21 protein-coding genes and 1 tRNA gene are annotated in these 26,003 nt (G+C 63.6%); 8 read left to right on the top strand and 14 right to left on the bottom strand.

What is annotated here, in order from left to right:
* Positions 1-278: 278 nt before the first annotated feature.
* The 4 genes from BP26_RS0108855 to BP26_RS0108840 all read left to right on the top strand — a co-directional run bounded on the left by BP26_RS0108855 (position 279) and on the right by BP26_RS0108840 (position 6,286).
* Entirely contained in the window at positions 279-2,312 is a 2,034-nt protein-coding gene (locus tag BP26_RS0108855; protein WP_211254873.1) for an amidase family protein, read from the top strand.
* A gap of 68 nt (positions 2,313-2,380) precedes the next feature.
* Complete coding sequence (locus BP26_RS0108850; RefSeq protein ID WP_036516390.1) at positions 2,381-3,985, top strand: amidase family protein; 1,605 nt, start codon at positions 2,381-2,383, stop codon at positions 3,983-3,985.
* A 43-nt stretch (positions 3,986-4,028) separates the two neighbouring features.
* Positions 4,029-5,633: an amidase family protein gene (locus BP26_RS0108845; protein ID WP_211254872.1), complete on the top strand. Its 1,605-nt coding sequence runs from the start codon at positions 4,029-4,031 to the stop codon at positions 5,631-5,633.
* Positions 5,630-6,286 (top strand): amidase family protein, encoded by a 657-nt coding sequence (locus BP26_RS0108840; protein WP_029920215.1) that lies wholly within the window; start codon positions 5,630-5,632, stop codon positions 6,284-6,286. Before BP26_RS0108845 ends, BP26_RS0108840 begins: the two co-directional genes overlap by 4 nt.
* Positions 6,287-6,586: 300 nt before the next feature.
* Here the strand turns inward: BP26_RS0108840 and BP26_RS0108835 are convergent, their stop codons facing one another.
* The 5 genes from BP26_RS0108835 to BP26_RS0108815 are packed head-to-tail and all read right to left on the bottom strand — an operon-like array spanning position 6,587 to position 13,157.
* On the bottom strand, positions 6,587-8,080 hold the full coding sequence (locus BP26_RS0108835) for an efflux transporter outer membrane subunit (protein WP_036516389.1): 1,494 nt from the start codon (positions 8,078-8,080) through the stop codon (positions 6,587-6,589).
* Positions 8,077-9,195: an ABC transporter permease gene (locus tag BP26_RS0108830; protein ID WP_029920213.1), complete on the bottom strand. Its 1,119-nt coding sequence runs from the start codon at positions 9,193-9,195 to the stop codon at positions 8,077-8,079. The genes BP26_RS0108835 and BP26_RS0108830 overlap by 4 nt, the downstream gene beginning before the upstream one ends.
* Positions 9,196-9,202: 7 nt before the next feature.
* Positions 9,203-10,351: an ABC transporter permease gene (locus tag BP26_RS29360; protein ID WP_245611759.1), complete on the bottom strand. Its 1,149-nt coding sequence runs from the start codon at positions 10,349-10,351 to the stop codon at positions 9,203-9,205.
* Complete coding sequence (locus tag BP26_RS0108820) at positions 10,348-12,105, bottom strand: ATP-binding cassette domain-containing protein (RefSeq protein ID WP_029920211.1); 1,758 nt, start codon at positions 12,103-12,105, stop codon at positions 10,348-10,350. Before BP26_RS0108820 ends, BP26_RS29360 begins: the two co-directional genes overlap by 4 nt.
* Positions 12,102-13,157 carry an HlyD family secretion protein gene (locus BP26_RS0108815; RefSeq protein ID WP_051748735.1) on the bottom strand — a complete coding sequence of 352 codons (1,056 nt, stop codon included), beginning with the start codon at positions 13,155-13,157 and terminating at the stop codon, positions 12,102-12,104. The genes BP26_RS0108820 and BP26_RS0108815 overlap by 4 nt, the downstream gene beginning before the upstream one ends.
* Positions 13,158-13,760: 603 nt before the next feature.
* On the opposite strand from BP26_RS0108815, the gene BP26_RS27485 reads away from it, so the two are divergent.
* Positions 13,761-16,478, top strand: coding sequence for an MHYT domain-containing protein (locus BP26_RS27485; protein WP_051748694.1), 2,718 nt, complete (start codon positions 13,761-13,763; stop codon positions 16,476-16,478).
* Between the two features lie 44 nt (positions 16,479-16,522).
* Here BP26_RS27485 and BP26_RS0108805 read toward each other — a convergent pair whose 3' ends face one another.
* Positions 16,523-16,756, bottom strand: a complete 234-nt coding sequence (locus BP26_RS0108805) for a hypothetical protein (protein ID WP_029920208.1) — start codon at positions 16,754-16,756, stop codon at positions 16,523-16,525.
* A gap of 9 nt (positions 16,757-16,765) precedes the next feature.
* Between BP26_RS0108805 and BP26_RS28385 the strand changes: the two genes are divergently transcribed.
* Positions 16,766-17,023 carry a hypothetical protein gene (locus BP26_RS28385; RefSeq protein WP_084182930.1) on the top strand — a complete coding sequence of 86 codons (258 nt, stop codon included), beginning with the start codon at positions 16,766-16,768 and terminating at the stop codon, positions 17,021-17,023.
* On the opposite strand, the gene BP26_RS0108800 is transcribed toward BP26_RS28385, so the two are convergent.
* Positions 17,020-18,216 (bottom strand): ATP-binding protein, encoded by a 1,197-nt coding sequence (locus BP26_RS0108800; protein ID WP_084182929.1) that lies wholly within the window; start codon positions 18,214-18,216, stop codon positions 17,020-17,022. The two genes, BP26_RS28385 and BP26_RS0108800, sit on opposite strands and share 4 nt — an antisense overlap.
* 137 nt (positions 18,217-18,353) lie before the next feature.
* Between BP26_RS0108800 and BP26_RS0108795 the strand changes: the two genes are divergently transcribed.
* The gene (locus BP26_RS0108795; protein ID WP_029920206.1) at positions 18,354-19,247 is read left to right on the top strand and encodes a DDE-type integrase/transposase/recombinase; all 894 of its coding nucleotides are present in this window, start codon (positions 18,354-18,356) and stop codon (positions 19,245-19,247) included.
* On the opposite strand, the gene BP26_RS29355 is transcribed toward BP26_RS0108795, so the two are convergent.
* The 7 genes from BP26_RS29355 to BP26_RS0108765 all read right to left on the bottom strand — a co-directional run bounded on the left by BP26_RS29355 (position 19,244) and on the right by BP26_RS0108765 (position 24,912).
* Positions 19,244-19,933 (bottom strand): hypothetical protein, encoded by a 690-nt coding sequence (locus BP26_RS29355; RefSeq protein WP_157572431.1) that lies wholly within the window; start codon positions 19,931-19,933, stop codon positions 19,244-19,246. The genes BP26_RS0108795 and BP26_RS29355 overlap by 4 nt on opposite strands.
* 404 nt (positions 19,934-20,337) lie before the next feature.
* A tRNA-Gln gene (locus tag BP26_RS0108790) sits at positions 20,338-20,411 on the bottom strand.
* 87 nt (positions 20,412-20,498) lie between these two features.
* Positions 20,499-20,906 (bottom strand): 30S ribosomal protein S9, encoded by a 408-nt coding sequence (rpsI, locus tag BP26_RS0108785; RefSeq protein WP_029920205.1) that lies wholly within the window; start codon positions 20,904-20,906, stop codon positions 20,499-20,501.
* A 9-nt stretch (positions 20,907-20,915) separates the two neighbouring features.
* Positions 20,916-21,344: a 50S ribosomal protein L13 gene (gene rplM, locus BP26_RS0108780; RefSeq protein ID WP_029920204.1), complete on the bottom strand. Its 429-nt coding sequence runs from the start codon at positions 21,342-21,344 to the stop codon at positions 20,916-20,918.
* A 212-nt stretch (positions 21,345-21,556) separates the two neighbouring features.
* Positions 21,557-22,618 carry a PilT/PilU family type 4a pilus ATPase gene (locus BP26_RS0108775; RefSeq protein ID WP_029920203.1) on the bottom strand — a complete coding sequence of 354 codons (1,062 nt, stop codon included), beginning with the start codon at positions 22,616-22,618 and terminating at the stop codon, positions 21,557-21,559.
* Positions 22,619-22,624: 6 nt separating this feature from the next.
* Complete coding sequence (locus BP26_RS0108770; RefSeq protein WP_029920202.1) at positions 22,625-23,797, bottom strand: PilT/PilU family type 4a pilus ATPase; 1,173 nt, start codon at positions 23,795-23,797, stop codon at positions 22,625-22,627.
* A 56-nt stretch (positions 23,798-23,853) separates the two neighbouring features.
* Complete coding sequence (locus BP26_RS0108765) at positions 23,854-24,912, bottom strand: type IV pilus twitching motility protein PilT (protein WP_029920201.1); 1,059 nt, start codon at positions 24,910-24,912, stop codon at positions 23,854-23,856.
* 122 nt (positions 24,913-25,034) lie between these two features.
* Between BP26_RS0108765 and BP26_RS0108760 the strand changes: the two genes are divergently transcribed.
* Positions 25,035-25,748, top strand: a complete 714-nt coding sequence (locus BP26_RS0108760; RefSeq protein WP_029920200.1) for a YggS family pyridoxal phosphate-dependent enzyme — start codon at positions 25,035-25,037, stop codon at positions 25,746-25,748.
* The last annotated feature ends 255 nt before the right edge of the window (positions 25,749-26,003 follow it).

The following is a 26,003-nucleotide window of genomic DNA, read 5'->3' as shown; positions in this document are numbered from 1 at the left end:
GCTGCATTTCAGGTTGGCGCCAGTCTAGGCACTCGAACTTTCCCTGACTTCCGGATTCTTGCGCTGCATTCGAGGCCGCCACGCGGCGGCTTGATGACCTCCAGGTGATCAGGCCCCACGCCTTTACGCCGGGTTCAGGTAGGGGGCCTTGCCGGCCAACCGTCTGTGCTAGTGGGACTATCGCGTACACAGCAGGCAAGGCGCTGGCGATCAGCAGAGCCTGCCCGTCGTCCGCGGTTGGAACAAGTACTACGACAAGTCACCGACCGGAACCAATCATGCTCAAGATGTATCGACTGTGCACGCTGCTGTGCGCCATGGCCCTCGTCATCGGCACCAGCCTTGGCACCCCGACCCAGGCCGTGGCGGCGGCGCCGAAATTCCACCTGGAAGAGGCCACCATCAGCAGCATCCAGGGCGCGATCCTGAGCAAGCAGATCACCACCGAACAACTGGTGCGCCTCTACCTGGCCCGCATCAAGGCCTACAACGGCACCTGCGTGAAGGAACCGCAGGGCATCCTCGGCCCGATCGAGACCATTCCGCACGCCGGCCAGATCAATGCCCTGTCCACGCTCAACCTGCGCCCCGCAACGCGCAAGGCCATGGGCTTCGACGACCGCAAGGCGCGCAGCATGACGGACTCCGTGGACAACGCCGCGAACATGCCGGACGCGCTGGAAGTCGCCGCCGCCCAGGACCGCGAGTTCGCCAGGACCGGCAAGCTGGTCGGCCCGCTGCAGGGTGTGGTGATGGCGATCAAGGACCAGTACGACACCTTCGACATGCGCACCACCGCCGGCGCCGATGCCTTCTACGCCAACGACCGGCCGCCGGAAGATTCGACCTTCGTCGTGCGCCTGCGCGCCGCCGGGGCGATCATCCTGGCCAAGGCCAACCTGGGCGAATACGCCTCGGCGGTGACGCGCAGTTCCTTCGGCGGCACCTTCTGCAATCCCTACGACACCGAGCGCAATCCGCGCGGCTCCAGCGCGGGCTCCGGTTCCTCGGTCGGCGCCAATCTCGTCACCTGCGCCATCGCCGAGGAATCCGGTTCCTCGGTCCGCGGCCCGGCCAGCGCCTCGAGCGCGGTGGGCATCGCCGGTACCGAGGAACTGGTCAGCCGCAAGGGCATGATCCAGATCGGCATCAACACCCGTGTCGGACCGATCTGCCGCAACGTGGAGGATGCGGCGCGAATACTGGATGTGATCGCCGGCTACGACCCGAAAGACGAGTTGACCGCGTTCGCCATCGGGCGCATGCCGAAGGAATCCTACGAAAGCTTCGCCCACGGCAAGAGCCTGGACGGCGTGCGCGTCGGCGTGGTGCGCGAGTACATGAACAAGAAGCTGTTCACCAAGCAGGACGAGCAGACCATCGACATCGTCAGCCAGGGCGTGAACGACCTGCGCAAGCTCGGCGCGACCATCGTCGATCCGGGCCCCGAGGGCGACCTGTTCACCGCCTGCATCCACAAGTACGGTCCGCAAGACAGCAACAAGGTCTTCACCAAGCGCTTCCCCGACCAGTTCCCGGTGGACAAGGACGGCAAACCGGCGTCCGACAACCTCACCCGCCTGCTCGACATGAAGTACGACCAGTCCAAGGTGCCGGACAGCTTCACCCTGCGCGACTTCGGCCAGGGCACCGACCTGGGACAGGCGCGCTACATGCTCAACATGTACCTGCGCGACCGCGGCGACGCCAACATCAAGAGCAACGCCGACCTCATCGCCAAGTCCAACTTCCACAACGACCCGCATTTCCCGGACCGCAAGAAGGGCCGGGAGAACGTGGAGAAGGCGCAGGAATTCGACATGTCGCAGCGCATGCTGACGCGCTTCGCGGTGCAGCAGGTGATCCTGCAGTGCATGGCCGAGCAGAAGCTCGACGTGCTGGTCTATCCCACCGCCAGCCTGCCGCCGACCAAGCTCGGCGCGCCGGCGGGGCCGACGGTCAACGGCCGCCGCGGCGGCGACGGCGTGTGGAGCTTCCTCGGGGCGCAGGGCTTCCCGGTCATCACGGTGCCGGCGGGCTACACCACCGAGGTGTACGACATGATCCGCGATCCGTCGGCGCCCAAGGTGGAATACCCGAAATCGGATAACGGCCCGGGCGTCGAGATCCTGGAAGGCGACGACCACATCCGCCTCACCGGCCCCATCCCGGCGCAGCTGCCGGTGGGCATGGACATCGTCGGCCGGCCCTTCGACGAACCGCTGCTGCTGAAGGTCGCCTCGGCCTATACCACGGCGACGCACCACCGCCACCCGCCGCCTGAGTTCGGGCCGATCGCGGGCGAGCCCTGAGGTACTGCGCGGAAATCTTCCAGACCTGAATGCCGGCGCTTCCGGCTCCTGAACTCATCCAAGGCCCCATGAAACCGCTCAAGCTCAAGCTGCTGCCCCTGGTCGCCTCGATCGCCCTGTGCTTCGCCGCGCCGTCGCGCGCGGCCACCTTCGACCTGGAGACCGCCGACGTGCCGGAGATCCAGGCGGCGGTCGATGCCGGCGCGCTCACCTACGAAAAGCTGGTGAAACTGTATCTCGCCCGCATCGCGGCCTACGACCACCAGGGCCCCGGACTCAACGCGGTGATCACCATCAACCCGAAGGCGATCGAGACCGCGCGGGCGCTCGACGCCGAGTTCAAAGCCAAGGGCCGCCGTTCGCCCTTGATGGGCATCCCGATCCTGGCCAAGGACAACTACGACACCGCCGACATGCCGACCAGCGGTGGTGACTTCCTGCTCGCCAACTCGGTGCCTTACGCGGATGCGCCGACCATCAAGCAACTGCGCGATGCCGGCGCGATCATCCTCGCCAAGGTGAACATGGACGAGTTCGCGCATGGCGGCGTCGGCTTCAGTTCCCGCGGCGGCCAGACGCACAATCCCCACGACCCGCGCCGCATTCCCAACGGCTCATCCGCCGGCACCGGCGCCGGCCTCGCCGCCTGGTATGCACCGCTCGGCCTGGGCTCGGACACCGGCGGATCGATCCGCGGCCCCTCCTCCGCCAACGGCATCGTCGGCATCAAGCCGACCAACGGCCTGGTCACCCGCACCGGCATCATGCCCTGTGTGTTGACCTTCGACACCGGCGGCCCGATGGCGCGCACCGTCTATGACGCCGCGCTGGAACTGGGCTTCCTCACCGGCGTCGATCCCAGGGACCCGCTGACGCGCAACAGCGCCGGCCTGTTCTACAAGGACTACACCCAGTACCTGAAGAAGGATGCGCTCAAGGGCGTGCGCCTGGGCGTGATCCGCGACTTCAAGGGCAGCGATGCGGAAGTCGACCGCGTGTTCGAAGCCAGCCTGGAGGAGCTGAAGCAGCAGGGCGCGATCCTGATCGATCCGGTCAACCTGCCCGCCGCCGCGATGCAGAGCCGCACCACGGTGATGGAGCCGATCCGCGCCGAGGTGAAGGACAACTACCGCGACTACCTCGCCACCCTGCGCCCCGGCTTTCCCAGGTCGATCGCCGAGATCGCCGACCTCGGCATCAAGCTGACCCAGCCGGGCAACGGCTTCCTGCCGCATCCGAGCGTGTTCAAGCGCTTCAAGACCCTGAGCGAGGCCACGCCGACCACTTCGCTCACCTATACCTCGGCCAAGCTGCACGGCATGGCCGCGGTGCAGGGCGCGGTGCTGGGGCTGATCGACGACAAGCAGCTCGATGCCCTGGTGTACCCGACACGCCCGACCCGTCCCGCGATGATCGACCCCAATACGCCGAACATCGTCGACCGCCCACAGGTGCCGTCGCTGAGCAGCATCGCCAACGTCACGCAGTTCCCCGACGTGATCGTCCCGGCCGGCGTCACCTCCGACCATATGCCGGTGACGATTTCCTTCTTCGGACCCGCCTACAGCGAACCCAAGCTGATCGGCTATGCCTATGCCTACGAACAGGCCACGCACCATCGCGTCTCGCCTGCCACCACGCCGGCGCTGCCGGGCGAGCGTTTCGAATACTGAGCCGCACCCGCCGGGCGGCCACCATTTACACGGAAGATCCATCATGCGCTTGCTGAACCCTCTCCTCCTGCGGCTGTTGCCGGCGCTGATGTTGGCACTGGCGGCGACGGCCGCGCCGGCACACGCCGCCTCGTTCGAACTGACCCAGGCCAGCATCCCCGAGCTGCAGAAGGCGATGGCCGACGGCAGCCTGACTTCGGAGCAGCTGGTCAAGTTGTACCTCAAGCGCATCGAGGCCTACGACAAGCAGGGGCCGAAGATCAACGCCGTCATCACCCTCAACCCGCACGCACTGGAAACCGCCCGCGCGCTCGACGCCGAGCGCAAGTCCAAGGGCGCGCGCGGGCCGCTGCACGGCATCCCGGTGATCCTCAAGGACAACTACAACACCGCCGACCTGCCGACCACGGCCGGCTCCTTCCTGCTGAAGGGCTCGATCCCGCCAAAGGATGCCTTCCTGGTGAAGAAGCTGCGCGACGCCGGCGCGGTGATCCTGGCCAAGGTCAACCTGTCGGAGTTCGCCTCCGGCGGCGCGCACAGTTCGCTCGGCGGCCAGACGTTGAACCCGCATGACCTGACGCGCACGCCATCCGGCTCCTCGGGCGGCACCGGCGCCGGCATTGCCGCGGTGTTCGCCACGCTGGGCATGGGCACCGATACCGGCGGCTCGATCCGCGGCCCGTCCACTTCCAACGGCGTGGTCGGCCTCAAACCCACCCATGGCCTGCTCAGCCGCAGCGGCATCGTGCCGCTGTCGCTCAGTTTCGATACCGGCGGCCCGCTGGCCGCGAACGTGGCCGATGTCGCCGCTGCGCTCGGGGCGATGACCGGCGTCGACCCCGAGGACGCCGCCACCCTGAAGAGCGAAGGCAAATTCCAGAAGGACTACACCAGGTACCTGAAGGCCGATGCGCTGAAAGGCGCCCGCATCGGCGTGGCGCGCGACTTCATGGGACAGGACGAGGAAGTCGACTGGATCGTCGATGCCTCGATCGCCGCGATGCGCAAGCAGGGCGCCACGGTGATCGACGTGAAGTATCCGAAGTGGCTGCTCGGCGTGAAGACCGAGTTCTACAACGTCATCCGCCGGCCGGAGTTCGTGGCGCAGATCACCGACTACCTCGGCACCCTCAAGCCCGGCTTCCCGCGCACGCACAAGGAACTGATGGAGCAGTCGCAGGCCCTCACCTCGCCGCGTGACGGCTTCATCCCCAATCCCAGCCGCTGGGCCCTGTTCAAGCAGGAGGCGGATGCCCCCGACATGAACAGCAAGCAGTATCTCGCCGTGCGCGATCACGGCCTGCCGCTGGTGCGCGAGGAGATCGAGGGCATCCTCTCCTCCAACCAGCTCGACGCCATCGTCTACCCCACCTCGCCGCGGCGTCCCGCGAAGATCGATGCCGACCCGGCACCGGGCGCGGCCGGCGGCGAATCCGCCACCAACTTCGCCAACCTCACCGGCTTCCCCGACCTGATCGTTCCCGCCGGCTTCACCACCGGCGGCCTGCCCGTGGGCATTTCCTTCTTCGGCCCCGCCTTCAGCGAGCCGAAGCTGCTGGCGCTGGGCTACTCGTTCGAACAGGCCACCAAGGCGCATCGGCTGCCGGTCAATACACCGGCGCTGGCCGGAGAGAAGATCGGGGAATGATCCCGGGTACGCAAGCCGCCGCTGCCGACCGTATCAAGCCGCACGAAAAGCTGGAGGACGTGCTGCAGGCGCGGCAGCCGCTGCTGATGACGATGATGAATTCCGAGTTCAAGGCGCAGATCGCCGACTACCTCGCCACCCTCAAGCCGGGCTTCCCGCGCACCCTGTCCGAGCTGGTGGCCAAGGCCACCGATCCCGCCACCGGCTACCGCAGCCCGGAGAAGCGCGACGGCATGCGCCAGCTCGACCAGACCGCGCTGGACGTCAACGACCCGCTGTTCCTCACCGCACGCGACAAAGGCCTGGCCCTGGTGCGCGAGAACGTGCTGGACCTGTTCAAGAAGTACCAGCTCGACGCCCTGGTCTATCCCACCTCGCCGCGCCCGGCGACACCGATCGAGCGCCCCGCACCGGGTACGCCCCCACCCACGGGCGGCTCCGCCACCGGCATTGCCAATCTCACCGGCTTTCCGGATCTGATCGTGCCCGCCGGCATGACCAGCGACGGCCTGCCCGTGACGATCTCTTTCTTCGGGCCGGCCTGGAGCGAACCGAAGCTGCTGGGCTACGGCTACGACTTCGAACAGGCGACGCACGCGCGGGTGCTGCCGAAGTACACGCCGAAGCTCTCCAGCGACGTGTTCGAGTACTGAGGAATCCGGGCCGGCATCAGCAGCTGTAGGGCGGGCAAAGGGCGCGAAGCGGCCTTTGGGACGTCCGCTCGATGCCGGGATTGGGCGTCGCGGTCCGCATTGTGCGAACCATTGCAGTGATCTCCCTGCCACCACGAGGCAACCGCAATGCTCTCGGACAGGAGGTCACAAACATACAGAAGAGCCGACGGATGCCTTGAATCGCCGGGCTCCGGAGTCCAACAGGCAAAGTGTGTGCGTGAGCAGCCCGATCAATCCAGCACGAATGGCAACAGCGGTGTTCCGTTATGCTGCGCCGCCCTACTCCAGGTCCCGTCGGGCCTCCATGTCCGTCTCTTCCCAGCCTCCCCCCAAAGCTTTGTACAACGCGACAAAGCTGGCGGCGGTAGCCGCCGCGCTGTCGGCCTGTTCCAGCTGTGCCTGCTGCTGGCTGCGCTCCGCGTCGAGCACTTCGATGAAGCCGGCAATGCCGCTTCGGTAGCGCTGCTGTGCCAGCTGAAGGGCGGTTTGCTCCTGCGATACGGCGGCGGCCAGCGCGGCCTGCCGCTCCTGTTCGGCATTGCACGCCGCGGCGGCGTTGTCCACTTCGTGCAGGGCGTCAAGCACGGCACCGGCATAGCCGACGGCGGCCTCTTGCGCGCGCAGGCCCTGCAGCCGCACTGTGGCGCGCCGCCGCCCGCCATCGAATACCGGCAACTCGAGGCTGGGGCCGAGGCTCATGAAATGGCTGGCCCAGTCGGTGAGGTCCTTGAGCCGCTCGGCCTGCAGGCCCAGTCCCAGGTGCAGGGTGAGATCGGGGAAGAAGTCCGCGGTGGCGACCCCCACCTGGGCGGTGGCGGCATGCAGCCTCGCTTCGGCGGCGCGGATATCCGGGCGGCGCCGCACCAGATCCGCAGGCAGACCCGCCGGCATCCGGGGGGGCACCGGCGGCACCGCCTGCGCGGCTTCCAGTTCCTCGCTTAGCGCACCCGGCTGCTGCGCCAGCAGCAGGCTGAGCTGGTTGACCGCCTGGGTGATTCGGCGCTGGTACAACGGCAGCTGCGCCTGGGTACCGGCCACCACCGCCGCGGCGTTGGCTACGTCCAGATCGTCGCCCACACCAGAGTTGCGCCGCTGCTGCGCCAACTCCAGGATGCCGCGCTGCGTCTGCAGGCTGTCGCGGGCGATGACCTGCTCCCGCTGCGCGCTGCGCAATTCGATGTAGGCCCGCGCCACTTCGCCGGCGAGCGACACGAAGGCGTCGTGACGTTCCTCGACGCTCGCCTGCACACCAGCATCGGCGGCCTCGACCGAGCGGCTTACGCGACCGAACAGGTCCGCTTCCCAGGCGGCGTCGAAGCCATACTGGAACTGATCGAATGGATTGGTCAGACCGGGGATGGACCCGCTGACGCCGCCGGAAGGCGAAGCGCCGGTGGACTGACCGAGACCCAGCAATGAAGTGGTCGCGGTGCGCTCGCTGATCCGCGTGCGCGCGTAGGCGCCGCTCGCGTTCAGGCTGGGCCAGGCGCCTGACGCCGCGATGTCGCGCTGCGCGCGCGCCTGCGCGATGCGCAGCGCGGCGGCGCGCAGCTCCAGGTTGGAAGCCGCCGCGCGGCTTACCAGCGAGTTCAATTGCGGGTCGTGGAACGTCTTCCACCAGGCGCCCAGGTCGGCCGGCTCGCTGGTGAGCGTGCTGCCTCGCTGCGTCCACTGTGCCGGCACCTGAGGCTGCGGCGGCCGATAGTCGGGGCCCACCGTGCAGGCGCCGACGAAGGCCAGCACCAGCAGCGGCGACAGGCGCTGCGCCCTCACGTCAGCCTCCGGCGAAAGGTCCAGGCGGCGAGCGGCAGCGTGACCAGCGCCAGCGCCGCCAGCGGCCACAGATCCGCGCCGAGCCGGCCAAAGCCCACGCCTTCCAGGTAGACGCGCTGGGCGATGTCGATGGCGTAGCGCAGCGGATTGATGCGGGTGAAGTATTGCACCGCCACGGGCATATTGGCGATGGGCGTGGTCAGGCCGGACAGCAGCATGAATGGCATCATCAGCACGAAGGTGTACAGCGTCGCCTGCTGCATGGTGGCGGCGATCGAGGACAGCAGCAGGCCGATGCCCACAGCGGCCAACAGGAACAGGAGCAGACCGGAGTAAAGCGTAAGGTAGCTCCCGGCAAAGGGGATGCGGAACCACAGCTGCGCCACCAGCAGGATGGTGGTGGCCTGGCCGGCGCCGATCAGCACCGAGGGCACCGCCATGCCGACCATGATCTCGCCGGGCCGGAACGGCGTCACCAGCAGCTGGTCGAAGGTGCCCTGCTCGCGTTCACGCGCTATCGACAGGGTGGTGAGCAGCAAGGTTTGCAGCATGGTCAACGTGCCGACCAGCGAGGGAATGAAGTTCCAGCGCGTCTCCAGGTTCGGGTTGTACCAGACGCGGTCGATAAGGCTCAACGGTGCCTGCGCAGCTCCGTGGGCGGTGCGCCAGTCGGCGTTGAAGTCCTCCACCACCGCTCCGACGTAGCCCAGCGCGGTGCCGGCGGTATTGGAGTTGCGGCCGTCAGCCACCACCTGCAGCGCGGCGCTACGGCCGGACTGGATCTCGCGCTCGAAATCGGGGCCGATCACCAGCACCAGCAAGGCGCGCCGGTCGTCGATGTATGCCTTGAGTTCGCCCTCGTCCGTCAGGTTGGCGACGCGATGGAACACGCCGGTGCCGTCAAGCCGAGCGAGGATCTCGTGCGAGGCGCCGCCGCGGTCGCGGTCGATCACGGCGTAGGGCACGTCGTTGAGGTCGTAGCTGGCGACGTAGCCGAAGATCACGCACTGGATCACCGGCGGGGCGAACAGAACGAAGCGGCCGCGCGGGTCCTTGAGCGTGGCCAATAGCTCCTTGCGGATAAGCGCCAGAATGCGGCGGAGCGATTCGAGCATGATCGCCTCAGGCCAGTTGCTTGTGCGTGACGCGCCAGCCGAGCAGCGACAGCAGCGCCGCCATGCCGGCGAGGATCGCCGCGTTGGGCAGGATCACGCTCCATACGTCACCCGCCAGGAAGATGGTCTGCAGCAGCGCGACGTAGTAGCGCGCCGGCAGCATGTAGCTGATCAACCGCACCGGGGCCGGCATGCTGCGCAGGTCGAATAGGAAGCCCGACAGCAGCATCGCCGGCATGAAGGTGACCAGCAGGGTGATCTGGCTGGCGACGAACTGGCTCTTCACCGCCGACGAGATGTACAAGCCCAAGGCCAGGGCCACCAGCAGGTACAGCATCGAGACGGCGGCCAGCACCCAGGCCGATCCGCGCAACGGCACCAGGAACACATACTTGGCCGAGACGATGCACAGTGCCAGGCCGATCAGTCCCAGCACGAAGTACGGAATGGTTTTGCCCAGCAAAATCTCGTCCACCCGCACCGGTGTGACGAACAGTGCCTCCAGTGTGCCGCGTTCCCATTCGCGCGCTATGACCAGGCTGGTGAGGAAGGCGCCGATCAGCGTCATGATCAGCACAATCAGCCCCGGGACAAGGAAGTAATGGCTATCGTTGGCTTCGTTGAACCACAGGCGGTCGACCACCACCACCGGGCCGGCTTCGGCGCTGCGGCCCTCGGCGCCACGGCGCACCGCCCACTGCGCCACCGCGCCGCGGACGTAGCCGATGATGATGCGGGCGCGATTGGCATCACCGCCGTGCACCAGGATCTGCACTTCGGCCCCGCCCTGGCCGAGGCGGCGGGCGAAGTCCTCGCGGACGCGCACCACGCCGTCCACTTCGCGCTGCAGCATCAATTCCTGCGCCTGCGCCATCGAGCGCATGATGCGCACCCGGAAGTACGGCGAAAGCTCGAATCCCGAGGCCAGCGCGGTGGCGGCCGGCGAGCGGTCCTCCAGTACCACCGCCAGCGGCGCGTGCTTGACGTCCAGCGACAGGGCGTAGCCGAACAGGACGATCAGGATCACCGGCAGCACCACACCGATGGCGATGGTGCTCGGATCGCGCACGATCTGGTGGACCTCCTTCCATACTAGCGCGCGCACGCGGCGCAGCTTGGCGGTAAACCGGAGGCTGAATGCGATCGAGCGTTTCACGCCTGCGGCCCGGCGCCGTCCCGGCCACGGGTGCGCTCGACCACGGCGATGAACGCCTCTTCCATGGTCGGCTCCCTGCCCGCCCCGATGGCATGGCCGCGCACTTCGTCCGGCGTGCCCTGTGCCAGCAGCAAGCCGGAGTCGAGGATAACGATGCGGTCGCAGTACTCGGCTTCTTCCATGAAGTGGGTGGTGACGATCACCGTCACCCCCTGTCCGGCCAGGGCGTTGATGCGCCGCCAGAAGCCGCGCCGCGCCAGCGGATCGGCGCCGCTGGTCGGCTCGTCGAGAAACAACAGTTCCGGCTCGTGCAGCAGGGCCGCCGCCATCGCCAGACGCTGCTTGTAACCGCCCGGAAGCTGGCAGCTGGGCAACCGCTCCATCGGCTGCAGTCCGAACTGCTCCATGGCCCAGGCGATGCGCTCGCGGCGCAGCGCGCCATGCAGACCGTACGCGCTGGCGAAGAACGACAGGTTTTCCCTGACCGACAGTTGCCCATACAGCGAGAACTTCTGCGCCACGTAGCCGATATGCTGCCGCCCGGCGGCGCGGGCGGAGCGCAAGTCGCTGCCCGCCACTTCGAGCGAGCCGCCGCTGGCCGGCAGCAGGCCGCACAGCATGCGGAAGGTGGTGGTCTTGCCGGCGCCGTTGGGGCCGAGCAGGCCGAATATCTCGCCACGTCGCACCTCGAAGCTGACATGATCCACCGCGGTGAAACGGCCGAAAGTGCGCACCAGGTCGCGCACCCGCACCACTGCGTCGCCTCCGTGGCGCTGCAGCGGGCGACCCAGCGAAATCGGCGCCGCGCCACCGCCGCCCGCGACCTGGCGCAGCAACGTCATGAAGCCATCCTCGAAACGCGGCGGCACAGGTATGAGGGCTGCGCCGTCCAGCGGCGATGCCGCGTCTTCGCTCGCATCGCATACGACGCGCACGCGGCTGCCCTGCGGCACGGCATCGACGATGCCCGGCCCGTCCAGCAGCTTGGCCTGAAAGTCGCGCGGGTTCTGACCGGAAGGAGGCACCGCCAGGAAGCTGCGGCCGGCGGCCCGGTCGGTGACCAGCCGCGGCGCTCCCTGCACCAGCACCCGGCCCTGGTTCAGGACGATGGCCTGATGGCAGCGCTCGGCCTCATGCAGGTAGGACGTACTCAACAGAACGGTCAGGCCCTCGCGCTCGACCAGGTGGTCGATGATCTCCCAAAGCTCGCGCCGCGACAGCGGGTCAACACCGACAGTGGGCTCATCCAGAAGCAGCAGCTGCGGCGAGCACACCAGCGTGCAGGCCAGACCTAGCTTCTGCCGCATGCCGCCCGACAGCTGCCCGGCCAGGCGCCGCGTGAACGGGCCCAAACCGGTCATCTGCATCAGCTGCGGGTAGCGCTGCGCATGCCCTTCGGCGCCGACGCCGTGCAGTTCCGCGTACAGATCGAGGTTTTCGCCTACGCTCAGGTCTTCATACAGGCCGAAACGCTGCGGCATGTAACCGACGCGATTCTGTACCTCCTGTGGCCGCGCAGCCGCGTCGATGCCCAGCACGCTCAGTTCGCCGGCATCGGCTCTAAGCAAGCCGGTCGCGAGGCGGATCAATGTGGTCTTGCCGGCGCCGTCCGGTCCGACCAGGGCGGCAAGCGAACCCGCGGCAACTTCCACCGACACGCCGTCGAGGGCCTGCACCGTCTCGCCGGTCTCGCGGCGGAAGCTCTTGTGCACGCCGCGAGCGCAAAGAGCCGGCGCGGCCGCCTGGCCGTTCATCGCACTGCGCCAGCGGCGGCAGCGGCGGCCGGCACCGGGAGCGGCAGAGTTACCGTGGCCGGAGTGCCCAACGGCAACTTGTCCAGCGGGTCCCTGACGAAAACGCGCACTTCGTAGACCAGGCTGGTGCGCAACTCCTCAGTCTGCACCGATTTTGGCGTGAACTCAGAAACCGGCGAGACGAAGCCGACCCAGCCAACGAAGCTCTGGCCGGGGAAGGCGTCGACGTTTACCGATGCCGGCATGCCCATGCGCACCTTGCCGAGTTCAGCCTCATCGACGTAGGCACGCACCCACTTGGGATCGGTGACGGTAAGGGCGAACGCCGCATGCTGCGGGCTGGCCATTTCGCCGGCTTCGAGGAGGCGCGAGCGCACCACGCCGTCCACCGGGGCTACCAGATTGGCGTCGGCCAGCTGCTGGCGCAGCAACTCCAGCCGCGCCTCGTCGGCACCCAATTCTGCCTCAGCCTGGGCGATGTCCTCTTGCCGCGGGCCGATCACTTGCAGCTTGAGGGCATTCTGGTTTATCGCCAGACGGGCCTGGGCCGCCTCCAGCGCCGTCTTGGCGTTGTCCAAATCCTGTCGGCTTATACCGCGGCCGGCGGAAGTGTCGCTGAGATTCTGCAGGCGCAGATACTGTTGCTGCGCGTTGCCGGCATCCGCGTGCGCCAGCACTACGTTGGCGCGCGCTTGCGCGATTTCCTCCGGCCGGCTGCCATTGTGCAGACGCTGCACTGCAGCGCGTTGCGCCGCCAGCTGCGCCTCGGCCTGCGATAGTTGTGGCCGCAAGCGGCTGGTATCCAGCCGCGCCAGTATCTGCCCGCGCGTCACCCGGGTACCTTCCTCGACCAGCACCTCGGCGACACGCTCGCTGTTGTTGAAGGGGAGCTCGACTTGGCGCAGGTCGACATTGCCGTGCAGGGTCAGTTCTGCGCCGGAAGGCTCACGGCGTGCAGCCCACCAGGAGCCATATGCGGCGACCAATGCAACCGCGGCGAACAGCCCCACGGCCCACAGGCGCCTCCCTGTCCGCCAGCGCGGCTGCGACATTTCGCTTGGAGATTCGGAACCGGTTTGGGAGCCCATCAGATCCACTGCGGACACTGCGGCAAAGGTGTTGCGATGATGCCAGTGCTGGTCCGGCAGACGATTGATCTGGGTCAATCCGGCAGGGAAGCTCTTACACGGCCGGGGTAGCCGCTGCTTTTCGCTCTGTTCGGCACGACCCGCGAGCCGCAAGGTGTCGTAGGTTATGGCCCCCGGACTACCGCCTCCTCGCGTCAGCTTTCCAGAGGGGCGCCCGAGTGGCAGGTATCGGGATAGTGGGTCGTGTCGCGTTCGTTGAAGTTAGTCGGCCGCAACGCCACGCTGGTCCAGAATGACGTCGGGACCGTGCGTCCGCCAGCATCCTGGCTTCCCGCATCCTGCGTCAGCGCATGCCTCCACAGCGGCACCGCATTGGCGACAACGACAAATGAGATTCCGGCCCGCTGAACAGGGTTTCTGAGCTGAAAAGTGGGGTTGTGGCGAGCGACGCCGGCGGGAGACTCCCTGCTCTTCCCCTACCGGAGGCCCGACCATGAAATCCGGAGCCGCATATCTGATTGTAGACTGCACGGTGTAGTATCCCCACACGTTTCCGGAGACGCCGCCATGCCCAAAAACTATGATGTCTGGCTGGTGGCCTTGTCTTACATCGTTGCGGTCATTGCGTCTTACGTCGCTCTGGACCTTGCTTCACGGGTATCGGCCTCGCGAGGACGTCCGGCCGCCAAGTACTGGCTCGCCGGGGGCGCCGTATCGATGGGCGCCGGCATATGGGCCATGCACTTCATCGGCATGCTTGCATTCAGCCTGCCGATCGGAGTTTCCTACGCGGTTGGTGTCACCCTGCTATCGCTGGCCATCGCTGTTGGCGCTTCGGCGTTCGCGTTATACACCATCAGCCGTGCGCAGCTGAGCTGGCGCCGGCTCGGCCTTGCCGCCATCCTGATGGGTGCCGGCATCGCGGCCATGCACTACGTCGGCATGGCCGCGATGCAGGTCCGGCCGGGGCCGTCCTACGATCCACTGCTGTTTGCCGCCTCTCTGGTGGTAGCAATCGGCGCTTCACTGGCCGCATTGTGGATCTGCTTCCAGCTGCGCGGCGAAACGATGCTGACCGCATTCTGGCGGCGCGGCGGCGCAGCGCTGATCATGGGCGCCGCGATCGTCGGCATGCACTTCACTGGCATGGCGGCTGCGAATTTCGCACCCAACACGATCTGCTACGGCAATCCACAGGCCCTGCACAGCAACTGGCTTGCGGGACTGATCGGCCTGGTGACCTTCCTGTTCCTGGTGACGACGCTGGTTATCTCGATCTTCGACGCGCGGCTGGCCGAGCGCACGGCCCGGCTGGCAGCGCAGGCCGATCGCATCAAAAGCGAATTTCTCGCCAACATGAGCCACGAGATCCGCACCCCGATGAATGCCGTCATTGGCATGACCAGCCTGCTGCTCGACACCAATCTCGACGACCGTCAGCGGGATTTCGTCGAGACCATTCGCAACAGTGGCGATCACCTGCTGACACTGATCAACGACATTCTGGACTACTCCAAGATCGAGAGCAGCAAACTCGAACTTGAGCACCAGCCATTGAATCTGCGTGACTGCATCGAGGAAGCCCTGGACCTGATCGCGCACAAGGCCGGAGAGAAAGGTATCGATCTGGCTTATTCGCTCGACGACGGCGTTCCGCAGGCTATCGTTGGTGATGTTGTACGGCTGCGCCAGGTGCTGCTGAACCTGGTCAGCAACGCGATCAAGTTCACCGCCCAGGGTGAAGTCGTACTCACGGTCGGCGCACGTCCGCTCGACATTGGCCGCATGGAACTGCATTTCGCTGTGCGTGATACCGGCATCGGCATTCCCGCCGCTGGCATTGACCGTCTGTTCCAGGCATTCAGCCAGGTCGACGCCTCCACCACCCGCCTCTACGGCGGCACCGGCCTCGGGCTTGCGATCTCTCAGAGATTGGTGCAATTGATGGGTGGCCGCATTGAAGTGCGTAGCGAAGTTGGAAAAGGATCGGTGTTCGAATTCCGCATCGCTGTCGAACCAGCCACACTTCCGCCGCGTTCGCGCATCACGCATGCACCGGGCCTGCTGCGGGGCAAATGTATCTTTGTCGTGGACGACAATGCGACCAATCGCAGAATCATGGACGGTTATGCGCGATCCTGGGGCATGGAGGTGACGCTCGCCGACAGTCCCGGAGATGCACTCTCACGATTTCGCGAAAGCGGCCCTTATGCGCTCGCAGTTCTCGACTACCAAATGCCAGGAATGAATGGCGTTCATCTGGCACGAGAACTGAGTAAACTCAGCAACGGATCGTTGCCGATCATCATCCTGAGTTCGGTCCCGGACGCAAAGAAGGAGGCCGAGCGCGAGGGCATCAAGATTGCCGGTTATCTGATGAAGCCGATCAAGCCATCGGCCTTATACAATGCAATCGTCGACCTCTTTTCTGACTCGCGCATACATATAGCGCCGCGCCCCGCCGCGAATTTCGATCCTGACATGGGCCGCAAGCATCCCCTTCGCATCCTGGTGGCCGAGGACAATCCTACAAACCAGAAGGTCGCCAGAGCGATCATGGAGCGACTCGGCTATAGCCCGGATTTTGTCGGCGATGGACTCGAGGCTGTCGCAGCGGTCGAGCGCCAGCTTTACGACGTTGTGCTGATGGACGTGCAGATGCCGGATATGGATGGTCTGGAGGCGACGCGCGTGATCAAGTCGCGGATTCCCCCGGAGCGCCGGCCGCGCATCGTCGCGCTAACCGCGAATGCCAGCGAGGAAGACCGGCAGACCTGCTTGGCGGCGGGCGTAGACGACTACCTGAGCAAGCCTGTAACAGCCGAAAAGCTGATGGACGCGCTCCTCCGCTGCGTGCCATTTGGCAACCTGAGTTCGCCGGACGCAAATGCGGAAGTCCCGACTAAAACGCAGGAAACCGCAGCGCCCGTTGAGTTCGATCAGCGCGTGATCGACAATCTCGAGGCGGGCATGACTACCGCTGACATGGTCGAAATCATTGGCTCGGTCATCGACGACGCGCCGCGCGTGCTACACAAGCTGCGCGAGGCCGTGGACGGTGGCAATGCCAAGTCGATGGGCATCTATGCGCATAGCATCAAGTCGACCGCTACGCTGGTGGGCGCCCGTGATCTCGCCGATCTGTGCCAAATCCTCGAAAACCTGGGGCAGGCATTGTCGGTTGAGGGAGGTGCGGAGAAGGTTGCCGTTATCGAGCAGCGTTATACCAAACTGACCGAGGAACTGCGGGTGCTACGCTCGCGCTATACCTCAGCGGCAGGATGAAGCAGGTGTTTCCTGTAGGCCGGCCGACGATCCTCCCGTAGTAGCTACGCAAACTCCTTCGGTGCCTCCAAATCAGTGAGGGTGCAGGCCGCATTTTTCTCCAGCTCGTCGCGATCGCGCTCGGAGTCCTTTTTGCCCGATCCCGGCCAAGTAGCGTTGAAGCGCTCCCGCAGGGTCATGGCCCGGCCTGCAGCCAGCACCTCGGAGGCTACTTCCCATTCGGGTAGTGGGTCAGTTTGAATTTCAAACCCATAGCTTGAGACGGCAAGCCGTGCCATCCTATATCCATGGCCGAAAAACGTCTCAAGCGTCCGCGTGATCCTATCTCCCTAGCCAAACTGATTGGGGATATTGCGACCGGACAGGTTAAGGACGGCGCTGAAGATGGCAAGGACCCTAGCGCCATAGCCAAAGGGCGCGCCGGTGGTCTTTTAGGGGGCAAGAAGCGGGCAGAGACGCTACCCTCTAAGCGCCGGATTGAAATTGCAAAGAAGGCGGCGACTGCCAGATGGGCAAAAAAGTCCGCCGCCAAAGAACCAAGCTAGTTCTTATGCCTTCCGATCATTAAAACAAGCGGTTCAAGCAGCGGATCGCAAAAATGGTACAGATACCGTTTAGGCTTGCCGGTCTGAATTAGCACAGGCCCGCGATCTTCCGTGCAAAACGCATTCAGATGCCGGGCAAAACTTTCAATGCCCATTTCCTTTTCCATAATTTCGGAATATTTCACGCTTACATCAGAAGCCGAAAATTGGCCTAAGCGGTTCTTTTTAGCGAGCGCGCAAGCAAGCAAAACTTGACGGTAGCGATTATCTGGTTTTGTGCTTTGAATCGCTTTTTGATAGTCACGCTGCGTTGATTCATCAGCATGCTCCACTGCTTCTTGAACTGCATTGGTAAAGTGGTCGAAGGTTATATGTTGAGTGCGCGCCCGCAAAGCTACGCGCGTAGCTTCCAGACCGAGCAAGTGCATATAACCGGGCAGGCCATGTGAAAAAGTCACCATCTGCTCAAGCGCGTTGCCATCGATAGTCATATGCAACTGGGCTACGCTGCCTTGAACGATCTGCCTTAGTTCGGCAGGAGACATGCGCTGCATTCGTATTTGTTGGCAGCATCTTTTTATTGAAGGGTGGCTGCCGAATAAAGTCTCAATCGAGCTGCCCACACCAACTACAACAACCGTGACGCCTATTGGATGATCCGACAGGTATTTAATTGTGTCGGCTATGAGGGCTTTTGTTTGTTCGTCACGGATCTGATCAAACTCATCTATGACGATTAACAGTCGTGTGTTTTCAGCAAGGGATTGCGCAACTTTGTAAACAGTGAACGGCTGCGGGCGTTCCCGCAAAATATCGACCACATCTTTGCCGTCGTATTTGTAGTCGAAAAAGATATTGCCCCAAATTGATACGAAATCATCCGTACGCCCACACTGATACGGAAGTACCTTGATAAAAGTGCTAGAGCCGATCACCTTTTGGTCGATGATTCTTGCCAAAGAAGTTTTGCCCACACCACGCTCACCGAAAACTATGGCATGAGCGCCGGCCCGATAGATCACGTCGAGCAAGTCGCGTATCTGATTGATGCGCCCAGAAAACAATTTGTCCTCATCGATGGGCCTAGCAGGACGAAATATCTCCTGAGCCACAGCGTCTAAAAGACGCCAATCATCGTCAGACTGAGGCTTGAAATCAGCGGGTAGCAAAGAACGTAAAAGGTCGTTTGCCATACCTTGATAATCCCCGGTTGGATGTTCTAATTATGAGGTAAACCAGGGATACTTGTATATAATTTCATATTGACCATTATGCTTGACGTGAGTATTTTACTCAAGCATAATGATCATGTTGAATTTTTGGGGCGGCCATGAACAAGCTCAGCACCAAAGAACGTGCGCAGATCATCGGCATGATGGTTGAGGGCATGAGCATTCGCTCCATCAGCCGCATGACCGGCGCTAGCAAGAACACCATCGTTAAGCTGCTAGTTGAGGCTGGCGATGCCTTTTCGGACTATCAGAACCGTACGCTCCGCAGCCTTCCCTGCAAACGCATCCAGTGCGATGAAATTTGGGCGTTCGTCTACGCCAAGGACAAGAACGCCCCGGCCGAAATGAAAGAGCTTGGCGAAGCTGGCGACGTGTGGACGTGGACCGCGATTGATGCTGATACCAAGCTCATGGTGTCGTGGATGGTCGGGGACCGCTCAAAGGACACTGCGCGCGTGTTTATGAGGGACGTTTGCGAGCGCCTGTCCAACCGGGTCCAGTTGACCACGGACGGCTATAAGGCTTATCTGCGGGCCGTAGATGATGCGTTCTTCGGGGATATCGACTATGCGATGCTCCAAAAGATTTACGGCTCATCCTTCAACGCCAAAGACCCCTCGCGGCGCTACAGTCCCGGCGAATGCACGGGGACTATCAAAGGAACCGTCAGCGGATGCCCGGACGAGGCGCACATCAGCACCAGCTACGTGGAGCGGGCCAACCTCGGCATGCGGATGGGGATGCGCCGGTTTACCCGACTAACCAATGCGTTCAGCAAGAAAGTCGAGAACCACGCGGCCGCTATCTCGATCTACTTCATGCACTACAACTTCGGGCGCATCCGCCAGACCTTGCGCGTCACCCCGGCGATGGAAGCGGGAATTGCCAAGTCGCCTATGAGTTTTGAAGATATGGTGGGGATCATCGACGCAGCCAAACCGGCTCCGACAAAGCGCGGTCCATACAAAAAGAAGGTTGGGGCTGTGGCTTAGGTGCTGCGCTTTCTGTTTGATGTCTTTTTCAAGAAAGAAACCAATTCTGCCCGCTGTTTTCTATAAGAAACGATCACATCTTCTCTATCTACTGAGCTAGGTCGATGCGGGGGCCTATGCGGTAACATCTCCTCTACGATTGCACATAGGCCATCCGCCACAAATGGCGGATCATTACTGTCTCGTAAATTACCGATAATTTTTTCTATTGTTACCTGAATATCGGCAATTTGATTGATCGAACTCCTTAAAGGAACGTCGCCCAATTCGCTGCGAATCTGCCCCAGCTTATCTACAGCACCCTTGAGTGATCCAACAACTCCGGTCCTGGCTTCGGCTCTTACGGTGTTGTCGTGTCTGCTTCTGCTTAAAAACAAACTTTCAGAAACCACGCATTCGGCCAATCGCTTTGTATCTTGCGCAAGAAAATTCACACCGTCTCGAAAACTTCCATACTGACCAATAGCAATATATAAAGCACCGGCAATTGTGGCATATACCTTTAAAGAGCCCTCTTTGAACTCAACATCGGTGGCAACCTGCTCGTAAAGAAAAAATTGTCCTCTTGACGATATGAATGCCTCAAGGTGCCTCTTTAGCTGAATCGCTTGATCGTCATCCAAGCGGACCGGGTCAATATGAATGTAGGCTTGGCATAGAATATTGCGGTCGATGTAATCGGCCATATGATGCCCCGTAATTCCGGCGCGCTGGCGGCTGTGATTCTCCCTACTGGGCAGTCTAACAGGCATGGCGACATACTTTTTCAAACTGACCCACTACCTCCCATTCGAGCAGGCCGCGCTTGAATGCCGAATGACCTCCGTGCGCACATCTACTCTACCGCGTCGGCTTCGGTTGAGCGAACACCTGAGCGTGTATAGCCAGACATTCGCACAAGAGCTCCCGGAATTGAATGCCCCAGGGTGCGGGCCGGGAGGGGGTTGGCCCACGATAGTCGCGACTGATTGCTTGCAGCAGGGCTTGAACCACGACGATTTTTCCACACTGGATTGTGCCGCCAGTGTGGAAAAAATCAGCGGGAATAAAAAAAAAGGACTTACCCTTGCGGATAAGTCCTTGTTTTTATTGGCTGGGAGACTAGGACTCGAACCTAGATAAACAGAGTCAGAATCTGTTGTCCTACCATTAGACGATCTCCCAGTAGAGACCGTGCGACTTGAGACCTGCGGTACTTCGGTGAAGTTCGGACCGCGCCCGCCGTGAAGCGGGCGCGACCGGGAAAACTTCTTAACGCTTCGAGTACTGCGGAGCGCGGCGGGCCTTGTGCAGACCGACCTTCTTACGCTCGACCTCACGGGCGTCGCGGGTGACGAGACCGGCGGCGCGCAGTTGCGGACGCAGGGCTTCGTCGTACTTCAGCAGGGCGCGGGTGATGCCGTGGCGGATGGCGCCGGCCTGACCGTTCGGACCGCCGCCGGAGACGGTGATCTTGATGTCGAAGCGCTCCAGCGAGTCGGCGATTTCCAGCGGCTGGCGGACCAGCATGCGGGAGGTCTCGCGACCGAAGTAGGCTTCAACGGTCTTGCCGTTGATGCTGATGGCGCCCTTGCCGGGGCGAATGAAGACGCGGGCAGCGGCGGTCTTGCGGCGGCCGGTGCCGTATTGCTGGTTAGCGGGTTGCTTGAGCGTAGCCATGTTCGAACCTTAGAGAGAGATGGTCTTGGGCTGCTGCGCTTCATGCGGATGTTCCGCACCGGCGTAGACCTTGAGCTTGCGGTACTGCGCATAGCCCAGCGGACCCTTGGGCAGCATGCCCTTCACAGCTTTCTCGATGACGCGCTCGGGATGTTCCGTCTGCATCTTGCCCAGGGTGGTGGACTTGAGGCCGCCCGGGTGACCGGTATGGCGCCAGTACACCTTGCCCTCGAGCTTGTTGCCGGTGGTGCGAACCTTGGCGGCATTGATGACGATGACGTAGTCACCGGCATCGGCGTGCGGGGTGAATTCGGGTTTGTGCTTGCCGCGCAGGCGACGGGCGACTTCGGTGGCGAGACGGCCGAGCACTTTGCCCTCGGCATCCAGCACCACCCAATCGCGCTTGGCGGTTTCGTTGGTGGCAAAAAAGGTCTTCATTATCTACTCGTAGGCCCTGACATCGACTTCGCGGGCTGGTTATTGTTCGGTCCTGGGCTTGCGGCCGTCGGACTTCGGGAAAAAGAGGGCGGATTTTAAGGAGTTTGGGCTGCCGATGCAAGGCGAGCGCTGGGGCTGTCCGCAGCCGGGACGGCACCGGCGCGGTGGAGCGGACGCAGCGGCGCCTGTTCCGGCCCCTGGGAGCCCTGCCCTCAGACGCCGAAATTGATCTTCGCTTCCAGGTTGGTGCGCGAATCGGCGTTTGTAAGCGCTTCTTCCATATCGATTTTCCCCTGCTTGTAGAGCGACAGCAGGGACTGGTCGAAGGTCTGCATGCCCTTGTCGGAGGACTGGTCCATGGCGTGGCGGATCTCGTCGATGCGCCGGCTCAGGATCAGATCCTGCATGAAGGGGGTATTGACCATGACTTCCACCGCGGCGATCCGGCGCCCGTCCTTGCCGCGTACCAGGCGCTGGGAAATGATGGCGCGCAGGGTCAGGGACAGGTCCAGGTAGAGCTGGTCGCGCAGGGTGTCCGGGTACAGGTTCACGATGCGCTGCAGGGCCTGGTAGGCGTTGTTGGCGTGCAGGGTGGAGATGGCCAGGTGGCCGGTGTTGGCGAGCTGGATCACGGCGTCCATGGTGTCGCGCTTGCGCACCTCGCCCACCTGGATCACGTCCGGCGCCTCGCGCAGGGAGGAGACCAGGGCGCGGTCGTAGCTCTCGGTGTCCACGCCCACTTCGCGCTGGTTGATGATGGAGCGCTTGTTGGGGTGGACGAACTCGATCGGATCCTCGATGGTGAGGATGTGGCCGGCCGCGTTCTCGTTGCGGTGGCCGATCATCGCCGCCAGGGTGGTGGTCTTGCCGGAGCCGGTGGCGCCCACCATCAGGATCATGCCGCGCCTGAGCATGACCAGGTCCTTCAGCGTCGCCGGCATGCCCAGGTCTTCGAGCTTGGGGATGTCCGAGCGCACCAGGCGCAGGCACATGGCCACGGTATTGCGCTGGTGGAAGACGTTGACGCGGAAGCGGCCGAGGCCGCCGGCCTGGGTGGCCAGGTCGATTTCCAGGTGCCTGGTCAGGTACTCCTGCTGCTCGGGAGTGAGGATGCTGTAGGCCAGCTCCTTGATGAATTCGCTGGTGAGCACGCTCTTGCCCACCGCCATCATCTCGCCCTCGATGCGCAGCATCGCCGGGGAGTTGCTGGTGAAGTAAAGGTCCGAGGCGTTCTTTTCGACCGCCAGCTTGAGGTACGGCAGGATCTTTAACATGGCGGTTTAACGGCGGACGAACGCCGTGCTTTCCTTTTCTTCGGGCTTCATCTGCATCTTCTTCACCAGCTCGTCGTCGTGCAGGTTCTGCGCGGCGCGGCGGGATTCCAGCTTGATGCGCAGGCGCAGCTCGTTCTGCGAATCGGCGTTGCGGATCGCCTCCTCGTAGCCGATGACGCCCTTCTCGAACAGCTCGAACAGGAACTGGTCGAAGGTGAACATGCCCTGCTCGTTGGAGCGGCCCATCACTTCCTTGATGCCGGCCACTTCGCCCTTGAAGATCAGGTCGGAGATCAGCGGCGAGTTGATCATGATCTCCATCGCCGCAGCGCGGCCGCCGTTCTCGCGGCGCACCAGGCGCTGCGAGATGATGGCGCGCAGGTTCAGCGACAGGTCCATCAGCACCTGCTCGCGCTTCTCGTCGGGGAAGAAGTTGATGATGCGGTCCAGCGCCTGGTTGGCGCTGTTGGCGTGCAGGGTGGACAGCACCAGGTGGCCGGTTTCGGAGAACTGCACCGCGTATTCCATGGTTTCACGGGTACGGATTTCGCCGATCTGGATCACGTCCGGCGCCTGGCGCAGGGTGTTCTTCAGGGCGTTTTCCCAGGACAGGGTGTCGGCCCCGACTTCGCGCTGCGTCACCAGGCAGCCCAGGTGCGGGTGCACGTATTCGACCGGGTCCTCGATGGTGATGATATGGCCGCGCGAGTTGGCGTTGCGGTAGCCCAGCATGGCCGCCAGCGAGGTGCTCTTGCCCGAACCGGTGGCGCCGACCAGCAGCACCAGGCCGCGCTTGGACATGACGATCTGCTTGAGCTGCTCCGGCAGCTGCAACTGCTCGAAGGTGGGGATTTCGGTGGTGATGGTACGGAGCACCGCGCCCACCTGCGCCATCTGCACGAACACGCTGACGCGGAAGCGGCCGATGCCCGGCGGGGCGATGGCGAAGTTGCACTCGTTGGTGGCCTCGAACTCCTTGATCTGGCGGTCGCTCATCAGCGCGCGCACCAGCAGGGCCGAGTTCTCGCCGGTGAGCGGCTTGTCCATCACCGGCGTCACCTGCCCATCCAGCTTCATCGCCGGCGGAAAGCCCGCAGTGATGAACAGATCCGATCCGCCTTTCTGCTTCATCACCGTCAGCAGCTGCTGGATCAGCTTTATAGCCTGGTCGCGTTCCATGCCCCACTCCCCACTACTTGTACTTGTTGGTGCCTATACCCGCCGGGCGCAACGGCTCAGCCGGCGCTTGAAGCGTAGGCGGCGAAGTCGTTCTTGTTCTCGGCCTTGCCGCGCGCCTCGTTCACATCCACCAGGCCGCGCTTGACCAGGTCCTTGAGGCACTGGTCGAGGGTCTGCATGCCGTCCTTGGCACTGGTCTGGATGGTCGAGTACATCTGCGCAATCTTGTTTTCCTTGATCAGGGCGCGCACCGCCGGGGTGCCGATGAGGATTTCGTGGGCGGCGATACGGCCGCCGCCGCGGCGCTTCATCAGGGTCTGGGCGATGACCGCGCGCAGGCCGGTGGAGAGCATGGCGCGCACCATGTCCTTTTCCGCCGCCGGGAATACGTCGACCACGCGGTCGATGGTCTTGGAAGCCGAGGTGGTATGCAGGGTGCCGAACACCAGATGCCCGGTCTCCGCGGCGGTCAGCGCCAGGCGGATGGTTTCCAGATCGCGCATTTCGCCGACCAGGATGGTGTCCGGGTCCTCGCGCAAGGCCGAGCGCAGGGCCTCGGAGAAGCCAAGAGTGTCGCGGTGCACCTCGCGCTGGTTGATCAGGCACTTCTTGGAGGTGTGCACGAACTCGATCGGATCCTCGATGGTGAGGATATGGCCAAAGTCGTTTTCGTTGATGTAGTTGATGATCGCCGCCAGGGTGGTGGACTTGCCCGAGCCGGTGGGGCCGGTGACCAGCACCAGGCCGCGCGGGGTTTCGGCGATGTCCTTGAAGATCGAAGGGGCCTTCAGGTCTTCCAGCGACAGCACCTTGCTCGGAATGGTGCGGAACACGCCGCCGGAGCCGCGGGCGTGGGTGAAGGCATTGACGCGGAAGCGCGCCAGGCCCGGGATTTCGAACGAGAAGTCGGTCTCGAAGAACTCGTCGTAGGCCTTGCGCTGCCGGTCGTTCATGATGTCGTAGATCATGTCGTGCACCTGCTTGTGCTCCAGTGGCGGCAGGTTGATGCGCTTGAGGTCGCCGTCGACACGGATCATCGGCTCCACCCCGGCCGACAGGTGCAAATCGGACGCGCCCTGTTTCACGCTGAATGTCAGCAGTTGTGCAATATCCACGACGCCAGAACTCCCGGTTTGGGCCGTTGGGACAGGCCCGTAGAATTGATGCAATATCCCCTATGCAGTGAACTTATCGGCAAACCCGCCGGACGGCAAGCGTTCGTCCATAAACTAAGCAAATGAACGAGATAGCCGACAATCTGCGGACGGTACTTCAGCGCATGCAAAGTGCCTGCGCGCGCGCCGGCCGCGCGCCCGACGCGGTCGGCCTGATTGCCGTCTCCAAGACCTTTCCGGCCGGGGCCATCGCCGCCGCTGCTGCGGCGGGCCAGCGGCGCTTCGGCGAAAATTACCTGCAGGAGGCCCTGGGCAAGGTGGAAGCCCTGGCCGGAGCCGGGCTGGAATGGCATTTCATCGGCCCGATCCAGAGCAACAAGACCCGCGAGATCGCCGCCCACTTCGCCTGGGTGCACGGGGTGGAGCGGCTGCGCATCATCGAGCGCCTGTCGGCGCAGCGGCCGCAGGGCTTGCCGGCGCTGAACGTGTGCGTGCAGGTGAACATCTCGGGCGAGGCCAGCAAGTCCGGCTGCTCCGTCGCGCAGGCGCCGGAACTTTGCGCCGCCATCGCCGCCCTGCCCCGCCTGCGCCTGCGCGGCCTGATGGCCATTCCGCAGGCTGTGGCGGATGCGGACGACACCCGGCTCGCTTTCCGCCGGCTGCGCACCCTGTTCGAGCGCATCCGGGCTGACGGCGCCGTCAACCTGGCGGACTTCGATACCCTTTCGATGGGAATGTCGGGCGACTTCGAGATCGCCATCGAGGAGGGCGCCACCCTGGTGCGGGTGGGTAGCGCCATTTTCGGGAGGCGGGAGGCGGCAGGCGAGAAGCGCTAAGAGCCTGTAACAGAATGAATCGCACCTGCGTTGCAGTCCAAAATCGCGTCAGGCAAGGCGGAGGCCCCAGCCATGGTGATTCCATGGCTGGGGCTGACAACGCAGTCTGGCGCGATTTTGGGCGCAACCCTCCGGGACGGGGCCATTTTTGCGCAGTGCTGCGCCGGCCAGAGCGCACCATGGAATCACCATGCCGCACTCTGTCCGACTTGCACTGCGCAAAAATGACCGCCGTCGCAGGCGCGATTCATTCTG

The organism is Nevskia soli DSM 19509, assembly GCF_000711955.1.
Lineage (GTDB): Bacteria > Pseudomonadota > Gammaproteobacteria > Nevskiales > Nevskiaceae > Nevskia > Nevskia soli.
The sequence above is the reverse complement of the archived record's forward strand: the minus strand, read 5'-3'. Positions and strand labels throughout refer to the sequence as shown.

Coding starts and splice junctions, on each gene's coding strand:
- BP26_RS0108855 (WP_211254873.1), top strand. CDS start 279: ATGCTCAAGATGTATCGACTGTGCACGCTGCTGTGCGCCATGGCCCTC.
- BP26_RS0108850 (WP_036516390.1), top strand. CDS start 2,381: ATGAAACCGCTCAAGCTCAAGCTGCTGCCCCTGGTCGCCTCGATCGCC.
- BP26_RS0108845 (WP_211254872.1), top strand. CDS start 4,029: ATGCGCTTGCTGAACCCTCTCCTCCTGCGGCTGTTGCCGGCGCTGATG.
- BP26_RS0108840 (WP_029920215.1), top strand. CDS start 5,630: ATGATCCCGGGTACGCAAGCCGCCGCTGCCGACCGTATCAAGCCGCAC.
- BP26_RS0108830 (WP_029920213.1), bottom strand. CDS start 9,195: ATGCTCGAATCGCTCCGCCGCATTCTGGCGCTTATCCGCAAGGAGCTA.
- BP26_RS0108820 (WP_029920211.1), bottom strand. CDS start 12,105: ATGAACGGCCAGGCGGCCGCGCCGGCTCTTTGCGCTCGCGGCGTGCAC.
- BP26_RS0108815 (WP_051748735.1), bottom strand. CDS start 13,157: ATGTCGCAGCCGCGCTGGCGGACAGGGAGGCGCCTGTGGGCCGTGGGG.
- BP26_RS27485 (WP_051748694.1), top strand. CDS start 13,761: ATGCCCAAAAACTATGATGTCTGGCTGGTGGCCTTGTCTTACATCGTT.
- BP26_RS0108805 (WP_029920208.1), bottom strand. CDS start 16,756: ATGGCACGGCTTGCCGTCTCAAGCTATGGGTTTGAAATTCAAACTGAC.
- BP26_RS28385 (WP_084182930.1), top strand. CDS start 16,766: ATGGCCGAAAAACGTCTCAAGCGTCCGCGTGATCCTATCTCCCTAGCC.
- BP26_RS0108800 (WP_084182929.1), bottom strand. CDS start 18,216: ATGGCAAACGACCTTTTACGTTCTTTGCTACCCGCTGATTTCAAGCCT.
- BP26_RS0108795 (WP_029920206.1), top strand. CDS start 18,354: ATGAACAAGCTCAGCACCAAAGAACGTGCGCAGATCATCGGCATGATG.
- BP26_RS29355 (WP_157572431.1), bottom strand. CDS start 19,933: ATGGCCGATTACATCGACCGCAATATTCTATGCCAAGCCTACATTCAT.
- rpsI (WP_029920205.1), bottom strand. CDS start 20,906: ATGGCTACGCTCAAGCAACCCGCTAACCAGCAATACGGCACCGGCCGC.
- rplM (WP_029920204.1), bottom strand. CDS start 21,344: ATGAAGACCTTTTTTGCCACCAACGAAACCGCCAAGCGCGATTGGGTG.
- BP26_RS0108775 (WP_029920203.1), bottom strand. CDS start 22,618: ATGTTAAAGATCCTGCCGTACCTCAAGCTGGCGGTCGAAAAGAACGCC.
- BP26_RS0108770 (WP_029920202.1), bottom strand. CDS start 23,797: ATGGAACGCGACCAGGCTATAAAGCTGATCCAGCAGCTGCTGACGGTG.
- BP26_RS0108760 (WP_029920200.1), top strand. CDS start 25,035: ATGAACGAGATAGCCGACAATCTGCGGACGGTACTTCAGCGCATGCAA.